Consider the following 16304-nt stretch of genomic DNA (forward strand, 5'->3'; position numbering starts at 1 on the left):
GCCTTGCCTTTAGAGCCAACTGGTTGGCGAGACGTCCTCCCTGGGAATGAAATCAGCCCTGGAGATTTCGACTAACCTTGCACCCAACCCCAGCTGACTCGCAGAGTGGGGAGGTGAATGATGAAGACACTCGTCATTGGCATTGATCTGAGTACCACAACGTGCAAGGCGATTGCCTGGGCGTCGGATGGAACCTTGGTGGCCCAGGGCAGGGCGGCGCTTAGCCTTGAGCGACCGGGTCCGAATGCCTATGAGCAAGATCCCGAGCAATGGTGGACGGCGGCTCAGGCAGCATTGAAAGCCTTGGCGCCGCAGATCGCCGGGCCGGCCATCGCAGCGGTGGCGATAGTGAGTCAGCGTGAAACGCTGACAGTGACTGACGCAGAAGATCGTCTGTTGCGGCCGGCGATTCTTTGGCTGGATGAGCGGCGCAAAAACGAGGTCGAGGCGCTTACCGAGCATATTGGCAGCGAACGCCTGCACGCGATCACCGGCAAGCCGCGCGATTGGTCGCCGGCCATTTATAGCTTGGCGTGGATGGCGAGGGCCGAGCCGGAACTGTTCCGCCGCATCCGCCATGTGTACGACCCTCACGCTTGGTTGGTGCGCAAGCTGACGGGGGAATTCGCCACCAGTTGGGCCAGCGCCGATCCGTTTGGCGCGTTCGACATCACTCATCATTGTTGGTCCGACGAGGTGCTCCACGCGTTGCCGTTGACACTGGACGCCGCGTGTTTTCCCGAGGCGGCGGCGCCGGGCAGCGTGATCGGTCGTGTCACGCAGGGGGCAGCGGAGTTGACCGGGCTGCCTGTGGGGATTCCGGTGGTTGCGGGGGGTGGAGATGGTCAAGCGGGCGGGCTCGGGGTGGGGGTGGTCAGCGCTGGCGCGGCGTATCTGAACCTCGGGACGGCGCTTGTCTCGGGGGTTTATGCCCGTGAGCCCAGGGTGAACATGGCGTTTCGCACGATGTGTGCGCTTGACCGCCAAGGCTATGTGCTTGAAACCTCATTGCGTTCCGGCACGCTGCTGATCAACAGCCTGGTGCGACAGTTCTTCGGCATGGATCCGGTCACCCAGCCTGAGTGTTTGATCCAACTCGACGCCCAAGCCTCTAGCGTCGCCCACGGCAGTGCCGGGCTGCTGCTATTGCCGTACTGGAACGGGGTGATGAATCCGTACTGGGATCAGGACGCGCGCGGTTGTGTACTGGGCTTGTCGCCGGATCATGGCCGGGCTGAAATTTATCGCGCTTTATTGGAAGGCCTCGCACTGGAACAGGCCCTCGCCACGCAGCGAATGGTCGAGGCCACCGGCGAGCCAGTCACCGCCTTCATCGCCATCGGCGGAGGGGCTTCCAGTCGGCTGTGGTGCCAGATCATTGCCGACATTACTGATCGCCCGGTGGTGCGGGCGATCACCCAAGAAGCATCGAGTTTAGGCGCGGGCATCGCAGCGGCAGTAGGCGCAGGGTGGTATGCGAATTTTGCTGACGCCGCCAGCGCCATGACCCAAGGTGGCGAGACCTTGCTGCCGGCCCCTGAACACCGCGAGTTTCACCATGAATTGTTTGAGTTGTATGTCGACCTTTATCCGCGCCTCCGGGATTTATACCCACGGCTAGCAAAACTAAATCGTCGTTAAGGTCAGTCTCGCTTTAGGGGGTGTCAGGACTAACGCCTTCCCGAATGAATTCGGTCCCACAGTTGAAATGCGATTCCCTGTGGGATCAAACTCATTCATGCCCTGAGGTGCTGCTCTGGGATTTCATCCTGCGAAGAGGCAGGTAATCACATCCGCTGATGTCGACCTGAAACCCGGGTCGCTTGCACTGACGCTTTCGTTGGCAAGCCCCACAGAGGCTTTGGCAGACACGGAATAGTAGGCGCTGAACATCTGATCGCAGCCTTCGGCAGGTCCTACAGAAATGTGTGCATCGCCAACATCCGTGGGACCGAATTCACTCGGGAAACGATCTCAAATACCCCGCTCAAGCAACTGCTGTGCGGTGGTCTCGTCGATGACCAATTCATGCACGAAGTTGCGCAGCAGCACGGCGCGGATGATGTCGGATTTGTAAGGGCCGCCAGAAACCAGCACCACTTTTTTGATGCGTTTGAGGTCGTCCAGCTCAAGGGAAATCGCCCGCCGATTCAGCGGGTGGTTGACCTCCACGCCGTCGCGGTCGAGCCAGCGCCCCAGCAGGTCGCCCACCGCACCGGCGGCTTGCAAGGTTCGGGCGTTGTCGGGGCTGACCATGCCGAGTTCGAACATCAATGATCGCTCGGTCAGGTCGCCCACCGTGACCAGCGCCAAGTCGGCATTTTTGGCTTTCCCAAGCACGTCTTGCACCGAGGCTTCGGCCAGGATCATGTCGCGGTATTGGGCCGACGGCGCGTAGACCGGCGCCGCCAAATAGAAATGGGAGCCGCCGAACAGCCCGGCGAAACTGGACGCGATCTCCACGGTATTGTTGGCCGAGCCGTAATGCAGGCCACCCAGCAGTGACACCACGGTCATGCCTTGCAGCGCTCGACTTTGGGTCTCCAGCACCGCTTGGCGCAGGGTGCGGCCCCAGCCGACGGCGACGGTGCAGCCATCAAACAACTGCTCATTGATCGTCGGTGCAACACCAACACCCAGCACCCGAAAAATCATGCGCGGGTCTTCCGGGGTCGGGACCACCGTCACCCGGTCCAGGCCGAACAGTTCTTGCAGGCCGTACTCCAGCTCGATGCAGGAGGCGAGTTTCGAGTTGATGCGGATTTGCACCACGCCGGTCTCGCGGCTGCTGGCCAACGCTTTGTTGACCCGAACCCGTGTGATGCCGAATCGGTCGGCGATTTGCTGCTGGGTCATGTTGTTGACGTAGTAGTACCAGGCGATACGGATGATCAACTGGTGCTCGGCGTTGACCCGTTCAGCGTCGAGATCAAAGTCTGGATGGGGGTCTTGCACGGCCTTTTCCCTTCTCATTCGTTGAGGTGTGCGGCGCCTACTTCACGGCGCCCATGGTCAGTCCTTGTACCAGATGCTTGGAAACCATCAACGCAAAAATAATCACGGGGAACACGATCAAGGTGCCAGTGGCCATGATTTCTCCCCACGGTAAGTCGTAACCGCTCATGAAACTGGTCGCCGTCACCGGGGCCGTGCGCGCGACGTTGCGGGTAAGCACCAAGGCATACAGCAGTTCGTTCCAGGAAAAGATGAACGAGAAAATCGCCGACACCGCGACCCCTGGCATCGCCAACGGCAGGGCAATTCGCCAAAAGATCGTGAATCGCGAAGCCCCGGAAAGTCGCGCTGCTTCATCAAGGTCTTTCGGTACGCCGCGAAACTGGTCGGTGCAGATCCACACCACAATCGGCAGGTTGAACGTCAAATACACCAAGATCAGTACCAACCGTGTGTCGATCAACCCCAAGGTGCGGGCCATCAGGAAAATCGGCAGTGCTACAACGATGGGGCTGAGCATGCGGTTGGTGATGAACCAGAACCACAGGTCTTCCTTGCCCTTGAATTCAAACCGCGCCAACGCATACGCGGCCGGTGTACCCAGTCCGACGGCCAATGCGGTGGTGCTGACGGCAACGATCAGCGAATTGGCCAGGCTTGACAGTACGTCGCGGTGAAACAGAACCTGAACGTAGTTGTCCAGGCGCGGGGTGAACAGCCAGATCGGCGGGGAAGATAGGGCTTCGGCTTGGGTTTTCATGCTGGTCGCCACCATCCAATAGAACGGAAAGATGGCGAACAGAAAGATCGCCAGCAGCCCGACCAAATGCCAACCGTTAACTCGCCTGCGCGGTTTTGCGATGGCCGGAGCCGCGACGGCGGTAGCGCTCAACGTGTCCATGTCAGATCTCCTGGTAAACGAATTTGATGTACAGGCGCGCCAGCACGATGGTCAGAATTAGCAGCAAAATCGCTTGGGCCGACGCCACGCCTTGGTCGAACACGCGAAAGCCGATTCGCTGGATGTAGACGCTGACCAATTCGGTGGCGGCCCCCGGTCCGCCGCGGGTCATGGTGAACACCGTGTCGAACATCTTCAGCACGTCGGCGGTTCGCAGGATCAGGATCACCGTCACGCTGGGCAGCAAAAACGGCAGTTGCACGTGGCGGATGATTTGCCAGCGGCTGCGGGTTTCCAGCCGTGCGGCTTCTTCAATTTCGGTGGGAACCATGGTCAGGCCTGCGAGCAGCACCAGCGCGCAGAACGGCGTCCATTGCCAAATATCCATCAGCGCCACGGCGATGAATGCGTTGGTGGTGTCGCCCAACCATTCCACCGGGCCGGCATGCACCATGGCCAGCAAAGCGTTGGCGACACCGAAGTCGCGGTTGAAAATCAAGCGGCCAATCAGCCCAGCCACGGCGGGGGCGGTGGCCAACGGAATCACCAAGCTCATGCGCGCCAGCAGTTTGAAACCGGACAACCCCGGTTTGTGCAGCAGCAACGCGATGATCAGCCCTAGCGCCAATTGAATCGGCACCACAGCGGCCAGAAACACGAAGGTGCGGCCCAACGCGGCCCAGAACGACGGGTCATGGAACACGCTGACGTAGTTATCAAACCCAATGAACGGCGTCGGGTCGCGCGGGCGTGACAGGTTGTACTGACGGAACGAGTTAACCAAGGCGAACACCGTCGGGAATATCCCGATCAGCGCCAAGGCCACGGTGGCGGGCGCGAGGAAGGCCAGGGCCGCCCGGGTGTTGTTCCAGAGGGTCGGAAAGACCGCCGGCTTTTTATCCCTCGACATGGGCAAGACACTCCTCGGGGCAAAGCAAGTTCAAGAGGCGGCTGCCGTGCCAAAAACAAGTCTGCACGGCACCCGAATCGGTCATTTCAACAGTGGTTTTTTACCGTCGTAGTAACCGGCTTTGCCTAGGATCTCTTCAACCCGCGTGCCAATGGTCTTGGCCCCGTCCGCGACGCTGACCTTGCCGAGCATGATGGCCGTGCCGTTCTCGCCAACGATTTCGGAAATCTCAGGCCATTCGGCAAAACGTGGGCGGAAGTCCGGCACGCCGCCTTCCCACGAGGTCACCATGGGCTGCACAAACGGGTAGCGCTTCTGAATGTCCGGGTCTTTGTAAACCGCGCTGCGTCCGCTGACGCCACCGGCTTCGATATACGGCTTGGCCATGGCTTCGGAGGTGACCCACTGAATGAACAGCCAGGCGGCGGCTTTCTTCTCAGCCGGAGCATTGGCGTTCACCCCGAGGGAGAAACCACCCAAGGCCGGTTTCAGCCCCGCTGGACCCTTGGGCTCGGTCGCCACGGCCAGGCAATCGGTGATTTTGGATTTGCTCGGGTCGGCCAAGGTGCTGTAGAACGCCGACCATTCAGTGATCATCGCCACGTTGCCTTGGGCCAGTGCGTTGACCGCTTCGTTGTGGTCATAGTCAACGATGCCCGGTGGCATGAACTTCATCAAATCCTGACGGAACTGCAAGCCGGTCTGGGATTCTTTCGAGTTCAGGTTGGACTTGAATTTAGCGTCCAACAGCGAGCCACCAAACGGCCACAGAAAACGCATGAAACTGTCCGCCGACTGGGTTTCGCCGCGCCGTGATTGCAGTGCATAAGCGTATTTACCGTTGGCCGTCAGTTTCGGTGCGTAAACCTTGAGCAGGTCATCCCAAGTCGCTGGCGGTTTGTCGAAACCGGCGTCTTTGAGCATGCATTTGTTGTAATACAGCAGGCCCGAATAGTTATCGAACGGCAGTCCGTAGACTTGCTTGTCCCAGGTGCCGAACGATTCCAACAGGATCGGGAAGAACCCTGCGAGTTTCAGGTCCGGGTCAGCCAGTTTCTTGTCGTCGGTGAAGGTCTTGACCGGTTCGAGCCAGCCGTTGCCAGCGAACTCGCCGATCCACACCACGTCGGTCAGCACCACATCGTTTTCGTTGCCCGCGGTGAAATCCAGCACTTGGCGTTCGCGGCTGTTTTCATAGGGAACGGTTTCGTAGCTGACCTTGATCCCGGTTCTTTTTTCGAAGTCGGGCAGTAGCTTGATGGCGGCGGCGTAACCGGGGCGGTCGAGGAAGATCGCCTTGATCGTCGTGCCTTTGTAGGGCGCGGCGGCTTCCTCCAGAGTCCAAGCGTGCGCAGCCCCGGAGGCGAGGGCAACTGACAGTGCAATAGCATTCCATACCAGCGTTTTCATTACGTGACCTCATTTTTTGTTGTTGGTGAGGAGTACGTCGTTTTAGGCGCGCAGTTGCGCGCCGGGTTTTAGGGGTTTCGCTTAAGGGCTCCTTTTACGGGCTAGGCAAAATCACCGTCTTCAAGGCACCGTCGATGAACTCAGCGGGGTAACTGAACGCATGGGAGGCTTGGCTGAGGTCGAAGCGATGGGTTACCAGACACTCGACGTCCACCAGCCCCTGGGCAACCAGTTTGATCGCGCGATCATAAACATGCCCCATGCGCCGGGACATGCGAACGTCCAGGCCTTTGCGGCGTAACAACGAGGCACTCAGCGGCGCGTATTGATCGCCGTCGGGAATGCCCACTAACACCACCCGACCGCCAATGCGCGCCGTTTGCGCAGCGATCTGAAATCCCTGTGGTGAGTTGGTGGCTTCAAGCACCAGGTCCACGCCGCGACCGTACGTCCATTCGGCGATGGACGCATGGTCATTGGAGACCTTGTCGGCGCCCAGTTGCAGGGCCATGTCGGTGCGGTAGGCAATCGGGTCGATGGCGTAGACCACGTCTTTGCACATAAGCCGTGCTAATTGCAGCAGGCACAGGCCGATGGGGCCGCAGCCGATAATCGCGACGCTTTCAAACACCCTTTTTGACCCGGCAAGGTCCATGGCATGGATCGCCACGCCGAGGGGTTCGAGCATCACCGCCTGCACCGGGGTGAAACCGCTGGGTACCGGATAGATCTGGCTAGGAGACACCGAAATAAATTCAGTCATGGCGCCGTGGGTATCAGGCGGCGACCCGAGGAATACCACGTGCGGGCAGAGGTTAACGTGGCCGCGCCGGCACCATTCACAGTGGCCGCAGGGTTTGGCCGGATCCACCGCCACCAACTGTCCGGCAGTCAGGCCCAGCGCGGGATGGTTGTCGACCACGTAGCCAGCGAACTCATGCCCAGCGATGAACGGTTTGGTGATTCGGGCATGCCCGATAGCCCCTTCTTTGTAGTAGTGCAGGTCACTGCCGCAGACCCCAACCGCGCTAACACGCAGCAGAACCTCATCGCCCACGGGCGTCGGCATCGGTTTGTCGCCGATGCGCACGTCGTGGATGCCGTGGATATAGGCAGCCCGCATACAACCTCCACCTTGACATTTGTAATTGTTGAATTACAAATGATCGTAGAAGGAAAATTCTGACTGTCAAGCGTCCGAATTCCTGCTTTGCTTCACTCGTCACCCACAACAATAATCAAGGGGAACGATTTTGACTGAGCTCAAATTGCGCGGCGTCGAAAAGGCCTATGGCGACATCAAAGTCCTGCATGACATCGAACTGGACATCGAAAGCCGCGAGTTCGTGGTGTTCGTCGGGCCTTCGGGTTGTGGCAAATCGACCCTGCTGCGCTCCATTGCCGGGCTGGAAAGCATCACCCAAGGGCAAATTCGTATCGGCTCCCGTGACGTGACCTACCTGGAACCGGCCGATCGCGGCGTGGCGATGGTGTTTCAATCCTACGCGCTGTACCCGCACATGTCGGTCTACGACAACATCGCCTTCGGCCTGAAAATGCAAAAGCTGCCCAAGGCAGAGATTGAGGCCAAGGTCCGCAATGCCGCACGCATTCTGCAACTCGACGCCTTGCTCGACCGCAAGCCCAAAGCTCTGTCGGGCGGCCAACGACAGCGCGTCGCAATTGGCCGCGCCATCGTCCATGAGCCGGAAGTCTTCCTGTTCGACGAACCACTCTCCAACCTTGACGCGTCGCTTCGGGTACAGATGCGCATTGAGATCGCCAAGCTGCATGCAGAACTGCAAGCGACGATGATTTACGTCACCCACGATCAGGTCGAAGCCATGACCCTGGCCGACAAGATTGTGGTGCTGAACAAGGGCCGAATCGAGCAGGTGGGTTCGCCGCTGGAGTTGTACCACCACCCGCGCAACCGCTTCGTCGCCGGCTTTATTGGCTCGCCGCAGATGAGTTTCGTCTCGGTCCAGGCGTTGGCGGTCAGCGCCGAAGGGGTGCAGATCAGCCTGCCGGGCGGCGAATCGCTGTGGGTCCCGGTCAACGCCGCAGGTGTGGCTGCGGGCTCGACGCTGACATTGGGCCTGCGGCCGGAACACGTGTCGGAGCGCGGGCAGGGTGAGGCGCGGATACTGGCAACAGCGTTGCTGGTTGAACATTTGGGAGGCGAAACCTTCACCCACGCGCAAACCACGGACGGCCATGACGTGATGGTCAAAGGCGAAGGGCATTCGCAGGTCAAGACCGGACAAAGTTTGGCGATTGGAGTGACCGGCGCACGTTGCCATCTGTTCGACGAGCAGGGCCATGCGTTGGCTCATCTGACCCACTACACCGAGGTGGCGCAGCGCCAAGAAGCGTTATGATGGCGCCGCCCAACGCTGACCCCTAAGCCGTGGGGCGTTTTTTTCTCGGAGCCAGAGACTTGATGTCCACGATCACCCTGTTTCAAACCCCGCCGCCAGAACTGATCAAAAGCCAGATCCTGCAGATGGTCGTCGATTACCTGACCGACATCAGCATGGTGGCCATCGCGCCGAGCAATCCGCTGTACAACTTGTATCAATACGGCATCGGCTTCGAGGTCCATCTTTACCTGGACGCGATGGATGGCTCTAAAGGCATCCCCGTCGAATTGATCGTGGCGCTGGATGCCGAAGATGATTCTACGGTGGTAGGGTTTTTGCTGTATCTGCCGGTGAAAGACGATCCCGACGCCTGCTCTGTGCCCTACATGGCGGTGCGCGCGACCCATCGGCGTCAAGGCATCGCTCGGGCGATGCTCCAGCAAATGCGGGGTCGATACCCCCATGCCGAATTGGCCTGCACCGTTGCCAAAGTGCCGTTTTTTGAGTCGATGGGTTTCCAGGTATTAAGCGCGCGCGGTCCCCAGGTCGTGATGAACACCCGTGACCACGGCACGGACGGATTGCTGGCGGTACTGGACGTCGCCCCGATTTATAGCTCGCTGGAAGTGCGGCAGATTCATCTGTATCTGCTTAAGCAACACGGGAAAAAAGCGATGCAAGACGCCGAAAAGAAACGTGACCGGCACCTTGATCAGATGACCCGTCAGGCGAAAGCGTTTGTGTTGGAACGCCACGCCGCTCGGCCTCTGTAGGCGCCAACGTGTTGGCTCCTTGTAGGTGAGGGTGCGCTTAATCGGTCATTGAGCCGTGCAGCCTGTGAACTGACCCCCAAAAGTCAGGTGGATGTCCAACTTTTGGGGTCAGTTCACCTGCGTGGGACCCAATTCATTCGGGAAAACTTCAGTCCTGACACGCTTCAATCTCAAACCAGCAACGAAATCAAACGTGGCTCAATCGAGCTCGACAGCACTTCAATCAAAGCCAGCGTCACCGGCAGTTTGAAACGCCGACGGCCCGCGCTGCCGGGATTGAGGTACAGCTGCTCGCCGTGCCATTCGATGCGTGGCTTGTGGGAATGGCCGGTGATCACCAGTTTTATGCCTGCATCAAGCACCGCTGGAACATCGGCGATGTCGTGCACCAGTAGGGTCTGCCATCCATTGAGGTCAAAACACAAACGGTCAGCGATATGCTCAGCCCACGGGGCGTTCAGATCATTGTTCCCGCGGACGACGTGCAGCGGGGCAATCGACGCCAGTTGATCAAGGATCTGGGGACTGCCGATGTCACCCGCGTGAATGATCTGTTCACAACCCTGTAAAGCAGCAATGGCTTCGGCGCGGAGCAGGCCATGGGTATCGGAAATCACACCAACTTTCATGCAACGCTCCAGGCGCGCTCAACAATGGGAACCCAGGCAGCTCATCAAAAAAACGCGCGCACTACCTTGAGCGTGACGGTGGTTTCGCACTCGCTGTTGTGACCGCTGTACGCACTGCAATCGGTCCCGGTGAGGCTTGAGCCGCTGTACATCAGATTCATGTCCATGCCCATAAAGGGGCGCGAGACATTAAACGACCAGTCTTTGTAGGCGCTGACCATGCTGCCGCCTTCAATCAAAGTGGTTGTATCGAGCTGGTGATCCGCGTACTGCATGCGCACATCGACTCCCAGCGGAACGATGCCACCCAGATCGAGAAACAGCGTACTGTCCTGGCGTCCAGCGTCGTTGCTGAACGCAGTACCGATGCGGGAATCGAAAATCCGGAAGCCGGCATACAGTTCGTGGCTATCGATCTGGTCAGCGTTGGCGTAGCTGTAGCGGATGACGCCCAATTCGTAACCCAGTGTCTTGTCGAACGGCTTTCTAAAACCCATGTAGGAATCGACTTCGAGCGTACTGTCAGCTGCGATGCCCGCATCGGGTGACCACTGACCCACGTAAAAGCCGCTGTTATGCGTCAGGTCCAGACCGCCATGGAAAGTTGAACCGTCGCTGGTGGACGTGACTAGGCCTTGAGCCATACTGCGGCTGGGCGTGGTTCCGAGCTTGAGGCTGAAGTCGCCGAGTTCTCGGTCGATGACCTGCGCCGAGACGGTCTGGCAAATGAACACGGTGCTGGCAATGAGCACGTAGTAGCGAACATGAGGCATGCCTCCCTCCTTGGGTTTACTGAGGAGTGGAGTCGGTGGTGTCTAATCGATGTGGCCGGTAGCCTGATAAGAACCGCGAGCTAGAGCTAGAGCTACGCAGGATACCGGCGAATGAGCGGGGGATTCGACCGCTGGTCGATTGTGTACAAAAAATGTGAACGTCGTGGTCAGTCGTTGGCTGAAATGAGGGGTGGGTCTGTTCAGCGTACGGTAGAAGCGTCCTCCCTTCCCACGCTTCAAGAAACATAGTGCTGAAGCCCTTCCAGAAGCGCATCAAAAGTAACCTTACAGCGCGGGCTATGCCTTAGGTCCTCGTGCATGGCCAGCCAGGTATTGATCCTGCTACCGGAAAAGGCAAAATCCGCGTTGAAATGGAACGACGCCTGCGAGCTGCAAGCACCCAGGGAAGCCGTGTGATTATCGTTCGGGCGGGTGACTTTTTCGGTCCCGCAGCGGGCAGTAGTTGGTTCTCCCAAGGCTTGGTCAAACCGGGGACGGCGGTGACGAAAGTGAATCTGCCCGGCGCTCCGGGGGTGGGTCACCAATGGGCTTATATACCCGACGTGGCACGCACGATGGTCAGTCTGATAGAACGGCGAGCAACACTGGCGCCCTTTGCGGTGTTTCACATGAACGGCCATTGGGATAATGATGGCCTGCAAATGGCGGGGGCGATCCAACGCATCGTCGCAGCCCGAGGCAGTAAGCCGCCTACATTGCAGCCATTCCCTTGGTGGATGATCATGCTGATTTCACCGTTCAAGGAGACGTTTCGCGAGGTGCTTGAGATGCGCTACCTGTGGCGCACTCCGGTTCGAATGAACAACGCGCACCTTCAAGCGACCCTGGGCGAAGAACCCCATACGCCTCTGGATCAGGCGATTGAAGCGACGCTCCAAGGGCTGGGTTGCCTGCCATCGGCCACCCGGTCTTAACAGGTAGCGGCGATACGGTAAAATCGACGACTTTCTAATGTTCCCTATTTTCTCACCCCATGAGAATCAGCCTCCCAAATCGAGAATTGTCTCTTATAGTGCAGGCATGAACGATTCCGTAACCAAAAGCCTCGCCGACCGTGTTCTCCAGGTATTGGCCTGTGTGGCCAAGGCCGGGCAGCCGATTGGCGCAAAGCGTATCGCCGCCCACGTCGGGATACCGCTGAGTACGGTGTATCGACACTTGGCCGCGCTGAAAAAGTGGGGCTTGTTACAGGAACACATGACCACCGGCCTTTATGAACCCGGCGCGACCGGGGTGCAACTGGCCTGGGGTTTTGACCAGACGTCGAACCTGGTTAACCAGAGCCGCGATGAAATCAGCGCGTTGGTGGAGCGCACGGGCGAGAGCGTCGGGCTGCTGGTGCATAGCAATGGGCAAATGGTCTGCATCGCCATGGAAGAAAGCAGCAACTCCCTGCGGTGTTCGTTCACCAAAGGCCGCGCCCATTCCATGATGCAAGGTGCGTCAGCCAAGAGCCTGTTGGCGTTCCTGCCCGAGCAGACCCGACGGCGGATTATTGCCAAGCAGTTGGGCGATTCTCCCCAGAGCGAGACGCTTGAAAAAGAAATTGCCGAGATCCGCACTAACGGTTTTGCTACCAGCGACAGCGAGGTAGACCTGGGCGTATGGGGCGTCAGTGTCCCGTTGATTTCACAGGATGAAACCCTTGAAGGCACCGTCACCTTAATGGCGCCCTCACTGCGCGTTGGCCCACGGGAGGCGGAGTTGATCAGCCTCACCAGAAAAGCAGCCAGCCGTATCTGCAACCGCTTCTAACCTGCCGGTTAACCACCTGCTCTGAACAGATCAGGACTCACTCTCGCCGAAGGAATTTGTGATGAAAGCGTTGAAGTTGTTTAGTCCACTTGTTGCGGCATTCGCGCTGGTCACGTTGATCTGCGCGCCGGTCCAGGCCGCCGATGATGTGATCCGTGTGGGCACTGATGCCACTTTCCCACCCATGGAGTTCGTTAAGGACGATAAACGTACGGGCTTTGACGTCGAGTTGATCGAAGCCATCGGCAAGCAGTTGGGCAAGAAAGTGGAATGGGTCGACATTGGTTTCAAAGGCCTGATCCCGGGCCTTATTGCCAATCGATTCGACGTGGCCGCCTCGGCGATCTACATGACCGAAGAGCGCCGCAAGGTCGTCAACTTCACCGACTCTTACTACCGTGGAGGCTTGGCGGTGCTGGTGCTTAAGGATGACACCAGCATCAAGGTTCCCGCTGATCTAGTGGCCGGCAAAAAAGTCTCGGCGCAGGTGGGCACCAAGTCCATCGAGTTTCTGAAGACCAACTACCCGGCGGTCGAGGTCGTTGAGGTGGAGAAAAACCAGGCGATGTTCGACCTGCTCACGATTGGCCGAGTTAATGCGGCGGTTACCGGTCGCCCGGCGGCGGTGGAATTCGCCAAGTCCCAGCCCAAAGTCCGGGTGCTCGATCAAGGCCTGACCACCGAACTTTATGGTTTCGCCGTCCGCAAAGATGAGGGCGAACTGCAGAAGCAAATGAACCAGGCGCTGCAAACCCTGCGCAGCAACGGCGAGTACGCTGCACTGACGCAAAAATGGTTTGGCACCACCGTAGAATAATCAGCCGATAGGTGTCCGGCGCCTGTGTGCCGGACACTGTTTGCCGATTGCCTTTAGCCGTCTACCTCTGCGGAGTACACCATGGACCTCGATTTTTCCCCGGTCTGGGACGGCTGGCGCGACCTCGCGTCCGGCACCCTGGTCACCCTCGAAATCACACTCGCCGCGCTGGTATTGAGTTGTGCGCTGGGGTTGTTGATCGGAATGGGCCGCTTGAACCCCAAACGCAGGCTGATCTATGGTTTTTGCACCACTTACCTGACCTTAGTGCGGGGCACGCCGCTGCTGGTGCAGTTGTTTATCCTATTCTTTGGCCTGCCGCACTTTGGTATTCAGTTGCCCGCTTACGTGTGCGGTATCTTCGGCTTGGGCATCTACAGCGCGGCCTACGTCTCGGAAGTCGTACGCGGGTCGATTCAGTCGGTGGAAAAAGGCCAGATGGAAGCCGCCCGCTCGTTGGGTCTGCCGTACAAGATGGCGATGCGCAAGGTCATCCTGCCCCAAGCCTTCGTGCGCATGATTCCAGCATTGGGTAATGAGTTTATTGCCCTGATCAAGAACTCCGCACTGGTGTCCCTGCTGACCATCGCCGACGTGATGCACGAGGGCGAGAAGATCATCAGCGTGTCCTATCGCTCGCTGGAAGTGTACTTGGCCATTGCGTTCATCTACCTGGTACTGACCACTACCACGACATTGATCCTGCGCCGAACCGAAAAAATGCTGCGCGCGGACGGGAGAGTGTGATGACTACGACCATTATCGACATCAAGAATCTAAGCAAATCCTTCGGCACCCACCACGTGCTGCACAACATCGACTTCAGCGTGGAAACCAGCCAAGTGGTGGTGGTCATCGGCCCCAGTGGTTCCGGCAAGAGTACGTTTTTGCGTTGCATGAATGGCCTGGAAACCGCAGAAGGCGGCACGCTGCATGTCTGTGGTCACACCGTGGTCGAACAAGGCCGCATGATGTCCGAAGCAAAGCTTGACGCGCTGCGCAGCGAAGTCGGCATGGTCTTTCAGTCGTTCAACCTGTTCCCCCACCTCACGGTTTTGGACAACATCACCCTGGCGCCCATGGCGTTACGCAGCACCCCGCGCAAAGAGGCTGAGGAGCAAGGCTTGCGCCTGCTTGAAAAGGTCGGCCTACAGCATAAGGCCAAGGTCTTCCCCGGCACGTTGTCTGGTGGGCAGAAGCAGCGCGTGGCGATTGCCCGAGCCTTGGCCATGGACCCGAAAGTGATGCTGTTCGACGAGCCGACCTCGGCCCTCGACCCCGAGCTGGTAGGCGAAGTATTGCAGGTCATGAAAACCCTGGCCGCAGAGGGCATGACGATGATCATCGTGACCCATGAAATGGGTTTTGCCCGGGAAGTGGCCGACATCGTGGTGGTAATGGACGAAGGCGCAATCGTCGAAGCAGGCCCGCCGGCGGCGTTATTCACCGCACCCAAGGAGGCACGCACCCGCAGCTTTCTACACAGTGTTTTAGCGCGTGATTCCTCACCGGTGTTGTGATCGCAGTGATTGACCCTTCGCCTAGAGGTCCTTAAGGGCTACCTAAGGGTACCCTCGTGAGCGGCATTGACCTTCGGTGCCGCATTTTCACGTTGAGAGGCTTGCAGGAAGCCTAATGCTAGTTGCTGATACAACTCTGGGCCAAACCGCGAGCTGACGGCCCTGGAAATAAGTGCGATGCCCATCAGGCTGATGACCATGCCGTGACTGTCGATCATTTCCATCACAATGATCGCCGAGGTGATGGGCGATTGAGTGACGGCGGCAAGGAACCCAGCCATGCACAACGCAATAATGGGTTGTGGGGCCAGCTTGAAAAGCTCGGCAACGTTTGCTCCCAACGAAGCCCCTACTGCGAGAGACGGTGCAAAGATGCCGCCAGGAATACCGGAAAAATAGGTGGCCAGGGTGGCCAAAAACCGAGTAACAGCGGCGTACCAGGGAATGCTTTGTCCATGGTTAATGATCTGAGTAGCGACGCCATAACCGCTGCCGAAAGAAAGGCCTCCACTGGCCCATCCCAGTGACGCAACCACCAAACCGCAAGCACCTGCGAACCAGATAGGGTGCAGGGTTCTCCATCTCCAGACCGCGTTTTTTGGCATTCGCTGAGGCAGCAGCAACAAGCGACTGAACAGCCCTCCTAATAAACCGCAGAGCACCCCCAAGCCCAGTACCGGCACGATGATCTGTCGCGTTACGGCGTCGACATCCAATCGGCCAAAATAGTTGTAGTTCCCCTGCAAGCCAATGGCGATCATCCCGGACAGGATAATCGTGCTTAGAAGCACCCCACTGGTGCGTGTTTCTAGCTTGCGGCCCAACTCTTCCACCGCAAAGGCAATACCCGCCAATGGCGTGTTGAATGCGGCAGCAATGCCCGCTGCACCCCCAGCAAGGATCAGGTCTTGGACCCTGATCACCCGAGAGTGAGGCAAGAAGCGGTGCGCCGCGTGCATGATGGAGGCGGCCACCTGCACCGAGGGGCCTTCTCGGCCGGCCGAAAATCCCCCCGTCAGCGCCAACGTACCAAGACCAATCTTGCCCAGGGCGATACGCAACGAAATCAGTTTGTTGATCGGTTTTCCGTTTGCTACCAAACGCGTTGCCGCGATCACCTGAGGAATACCGCTGCCTTGGCTGCCCGGAAAAAAGCGTTGAGTGAGAAATACCACCAACATGCCGAGTAGAGGTGTCAGCAGAAAGGGAAGCCAACTGCGACCAGTGGTAACGGTGGCAAAGAGAGCCAACGCCTGATCTGCAAGCTTGGCGAAGAGAACCACCGACAAGCCGGCTATCGTGGCGGCGGTCCAAAGCGTCAATCGAGTTCGCCAACGGGCAGACGTAAAACGTCCGCGCAACGGTGCAAATATATGTTTCATTGATGCACCTGCTGGCTTAATTGCGATCAGGCTAACACACGGTTTGAATCAAATCGGCGATAGGGTACTAAAGAGGGGGGCGCCACCGTCAAATG

At 58.5% G+C, this 16304-nt stretch carries 15 protein-coding genes and 2 pseudogenes; 8 read left to right on the forward strand and 9 right to left on the reverse strand.

Annotation, left to right across the window (positions count from 1 at the left end; genetic code table 11):
- Positions 1 to 120: 120 nt before the first annotated feature.
- Positions 121 to 1641 carry a xylulokinase gene (locus RHM59_RS02005; RefSeq protein WP_322285832.1) on the forward strand — a complete coding sequence of 507 codons (1521 nt, stop codon included), beginning with the start codon at positions 121 to 123 and terminating at the stop codon, positions 1639 to 1641.
- 333 nt (positions 1642 to 1974) lie between these two features.
- Here RHM59_RS02005 and RHM59_RS02010 read toward each other — a convergent pair whose 3' ends face one another.
- From RHM59_RS02010 to RHM59_RS02030, 5 genes are all read right to left on the reverse strand, one after another.
- Positions 1975 to 2955 (reverse strand): sugar-binding transcriptional regulator, encoded by a 981-nt coding sequence (locus RHM59_RS02010; RefSeq protein WP_322285833.1) that lies wholly within the window; start codon positions 2953 to 2955, stop codon positions 1975 to 1977.
- Positions 2956 to 2992: 37 nt separating this feature from the next.
- Positions 2993 to 3856, reverse strand: a complete 864-nt coding sequence (locus tag RHM59_RS02015; protein ID WP_322285834.1) for a carbohydrate ABC transporter permease — start codon at positions 3854 to 3856, stop codon at positions 2993 to 2995.
- A 1-nt stretch (position 3857) separates the two neighbouring features.
- Positions 3858 to 4766: a sugar ABC transporter permease gene (locus RHM59_RS02020; RefSeq protein ID WP_322285835.1), complete on the reverse strand. Its 909-nt coding sequence runs from the start codon at positions 4764 to 4766 to the stop codon at positions 3858 to 3860.
- A gap of 81 nt (positions 4767 to 4847) precedes the next feature.
- Entirely contained in the window at positions 4848 to 6176 is a 1329-nt protein-coding gene (locus tag RHM59_RS02025) for a sugar ABC transporter substrate-binding protein (protein WP_322164925.1), read from the reverse strand.
- 94 nt (positions 6177 to 6270) lie between these two features.
- Positions 6271 to 7299, reverse strand: a complete 1029-nt coding sequence (locus RHM59_RS02030; RefSeq protein WP_322164924.1) for a zinc-dependent alcohol dehydrogenase — start codon at positions 7297 to 7299, stop codon at positions 6271 to 6273.
- 130 nt (positions 7300 to 7429) lie between these two features.
- Here RHM59_RS02030 and RHM59_RS02035 point away from each other — a divergent pair, with 130 nt between their 5' ends.
- On the forward strand, positions 7430 to 8557 hold the full coding sequence (locus tag RHM59_RS02035) for a sn-glycerol-3-phosphate ABC transporter ATP-binding protein UgpC (RefSeq protein WP_322164923.1): 1128 nt from the start codon (positions 7430 to 7432) through the stop codon (positions 8555 to 8557).
- 62 nt (positions 8558 to 8619) lie between these two features.
- Positions 8620 to 9312, forward strand: a complete 693-nt coding sequence (locus RHM59_RS02040) for a GNAT family N-acetyltransferase (RefSeq protein ID WP_322285836.1) — start codon at positions 8620 to 8622, stop codon at positions 9310 to 9312.
- Positions 9313 to 9482: 170 nt separating this feature from the next.
- Here RHM59_RS02040 and RHM59_RS02045 read toward each other — a convergent pair whose 3' ends face one another.
- The 3 genes and pseudogenes from RHM59_RS02045 to RHM59_RS25305 all read right to left on the reverse strand — a co-directional run.
- Positions 9483 to 9941, reverse strand: a complete 459-nt coding sequence (locus tag RHM59_RS02045) for a metallophosphoesterase family protein (RefSeq protein WP_322164921.1) — start codon at positions 9939 to 9941, stop codon at positions 9483 to 9485.
- A gap of 44 nt (positions 9942 to 9985) precedes the next feature.
- Positions 9986 to 10714, reverse strand: coding sequence for a TorF family putative porin (locus tag RHM59_RS02050; RefSeq protein ID WP_322285837.1), 729 nt, complete (start codon positions 10712 to 10714; stop codon positions 9986 to 9988).
- 236 nt (positions 10715 to 10950) lie between these two features.
- Positions 10951 to 11046: pseudogene (locus RHM59_RS25305) on the reverse strand (LysR family transcriptional regulator); the annotation flags it as partial.
- A 6-nt stretch (positions 11047 to 11052) separates the two neighbouring features.
- Between RHM59_RS25305 and RHM59_RS02055 the strand changes: the two are divergent.
- The 5 genes and pseudogenes from RHM59_RS02055 to RHM59_RS02075 form a co-directional block, all read left to right on the forward strand.
- A pseudogene (locus RHM59_RS02055) lies at positions 11053 to 11649 on the forward strand (hypothetical protein); the annotation flags it as partial.
- Between the two features lie 106 nt (positions 11650 to 11755).
- Positions 11756 to 12490, forward strand: a complete 735-nt coding sequence (locus RHM59_RS02060; RefSeq protein WP_322285838.1) for an IclR family transcriptional regulator — start codon at positions 11756 to 11758, stop codon at positions 12488 to 12490.
- A 61-nt stretch (positions 12491 to 12551) separates the two neighbouring features.
- Positions 12552 to 13307 carry a transporter substrate-binding domain-containing protein gene (locus RHM59_RS02065; protein ID WP_322164915.1) on the forward strand — a complete coding sequence of 252 codons (756 nt, stop codon included), beginning with the start codon at positions 12552 to 12554 and terminating at the stop codon, positions 13305 to 13307.
- Between the two features lie 81 nt (positions 13308 to 13388).
- Positions 13389 to 14054 (forward strand): amino acid ABC transporter permease, encoded by a 666-nt coding sequence (locus tag RHM59_RS02070; RefSeq protein ID WP_322164914.1) that lies wholly within the window; start codon positions 13389 to 13391, stop codon positions 14052 to 14054.
- Complete coding sequence (locus RHM59_RS02075; protein WP_322285839.1) at positions 14054 to 14827, forward strand: amino acid ABC transporter ATP-binding protein; 774 nt, start codon at positions 14054 to 14056, stop codon at positions 14825 to 14827. The genes RHM59_RS02070 and RHM59_RS02075 overlap by 1 nt, the downstream gene beginning before the upstream one ends.
- 38 nt (positions 14828 to 14865) lie before the next feature.
- Here the strand turns inward: RHM59_RS02075 and RHM59_RS02080 are convergent, their stop codons facing one another.
- Positions 14866 to 16209, reverse strand: a complete 1344-nt coding sequence (locus tag RHM59_RS02080) for a chloride channel protein (RefSeq protein WP_322285840.1) — start codon at positions 16207 to 16209, stop codon at positions 14866 to 14868.
- Positions 16210 to 16304 lie beyond the last annotated feature (95 nt).

Source organism: Pseudomonas sp. MH10 (assembly GCF_034353045.1).
Lineage (GTDB): Bacteria > Pseudomonadota > Gammaproteobacteria > Pseudomonadales > Pseudomonadaceae > Aquipseudomonas.

Bases quoted from the DNA above. Each gene is read 5' to 3' on its own strand.
- RHM59_RS02040 (WP_322285836.1), top strand. From the start codon at position 8,620: ATGTCCACGATCACCCTGTTTCAAACCCCGCCGCCAGAACTGATCAAA.
- RHM59_RS02065 (WP_322164915.1), top strand. From the start codon at position 12,552: ATGAAAGCGTTGAAGTTGTTTAGTCCACTTGTTGCGGCATTCGCGCTG.
- RHM59_RS02025 (WP_322164925.1), bottom strand. From the start codon at position 6,176: ATGAAAACGCTGGTATGGAATGCTATTGCACTGTCAGTTGCCCTCGCC.
- RHM59_RS02080 (WP_322285840.1), bottom strand. From the start codon at position 16,209: ATGAAACATATATTTGCACCGTTGCGCGGACGTTTTACGTCTGCCCGT.
- RHM59_RS02075 (WP_322285839.1), top strand. From the start codon at position 14,054: ATGACTACGACCATTATCGACATCAAGAATCTAAGCAAATCCTTCGGC.
- RHM59_RS02050 (WP_322285837.1), bottom strand. From the start codon at position 10,714: ATGCCTCATGTTCGCTACTACGTGCTCATTGCCAGCACCGTGTTCATT.
- RHM59_RS02060 (WP_322285838.1), top strand. From the start codon at position 11,756: ATGAACGATTCCGTAACCAAAAGCCTCGCCGACCGTGTTCTCCAGGTA.
- RHM59_RS02015 (WP_322285834.1), bottom strand. From the start codon at position 3,856: ATGGACACGTTGAGCGCTACCGCCGTCGCGGCTCCGGCCATCGCAAAA.
- RHM59_RS02005 (WP_322285832.1), top strand. From the start codon at position 121: ATGAAGACACTCGTCATTGGCATTGATCTGAGTACCACAACGTGCAAG.
- RHM59_RS02030 (WP_322164924.1), bottom strand. From the start codon at position 7,299: ATGCGGGCTGCCTATATCCACGGCATCCACGACGTGCGCATCGGCGAC.
- RHM59_RS02070 (WP_322164914.1), top strand. From the start codon at position 13,389: ATGGACCTCGATTTTTCCCCGGTCTGGGACGGCTGGCGCGACCTCGCG.
- RHM59_RS02020 (WP_322285835.1), bottom strand. From the start codon at position 4,766: ATGTCGAGGGATAAAAAGCCGGCGGTCTTTCCGACCCTCTGGAACAAC.
- RHM59_RS02045 (WP_322164921.1), bottom strand. From the start codon at position 9,941: ATGAAAGTTGGTGTGATTTCCGATACCCATGGCCTGCTCCGCGCCGAA.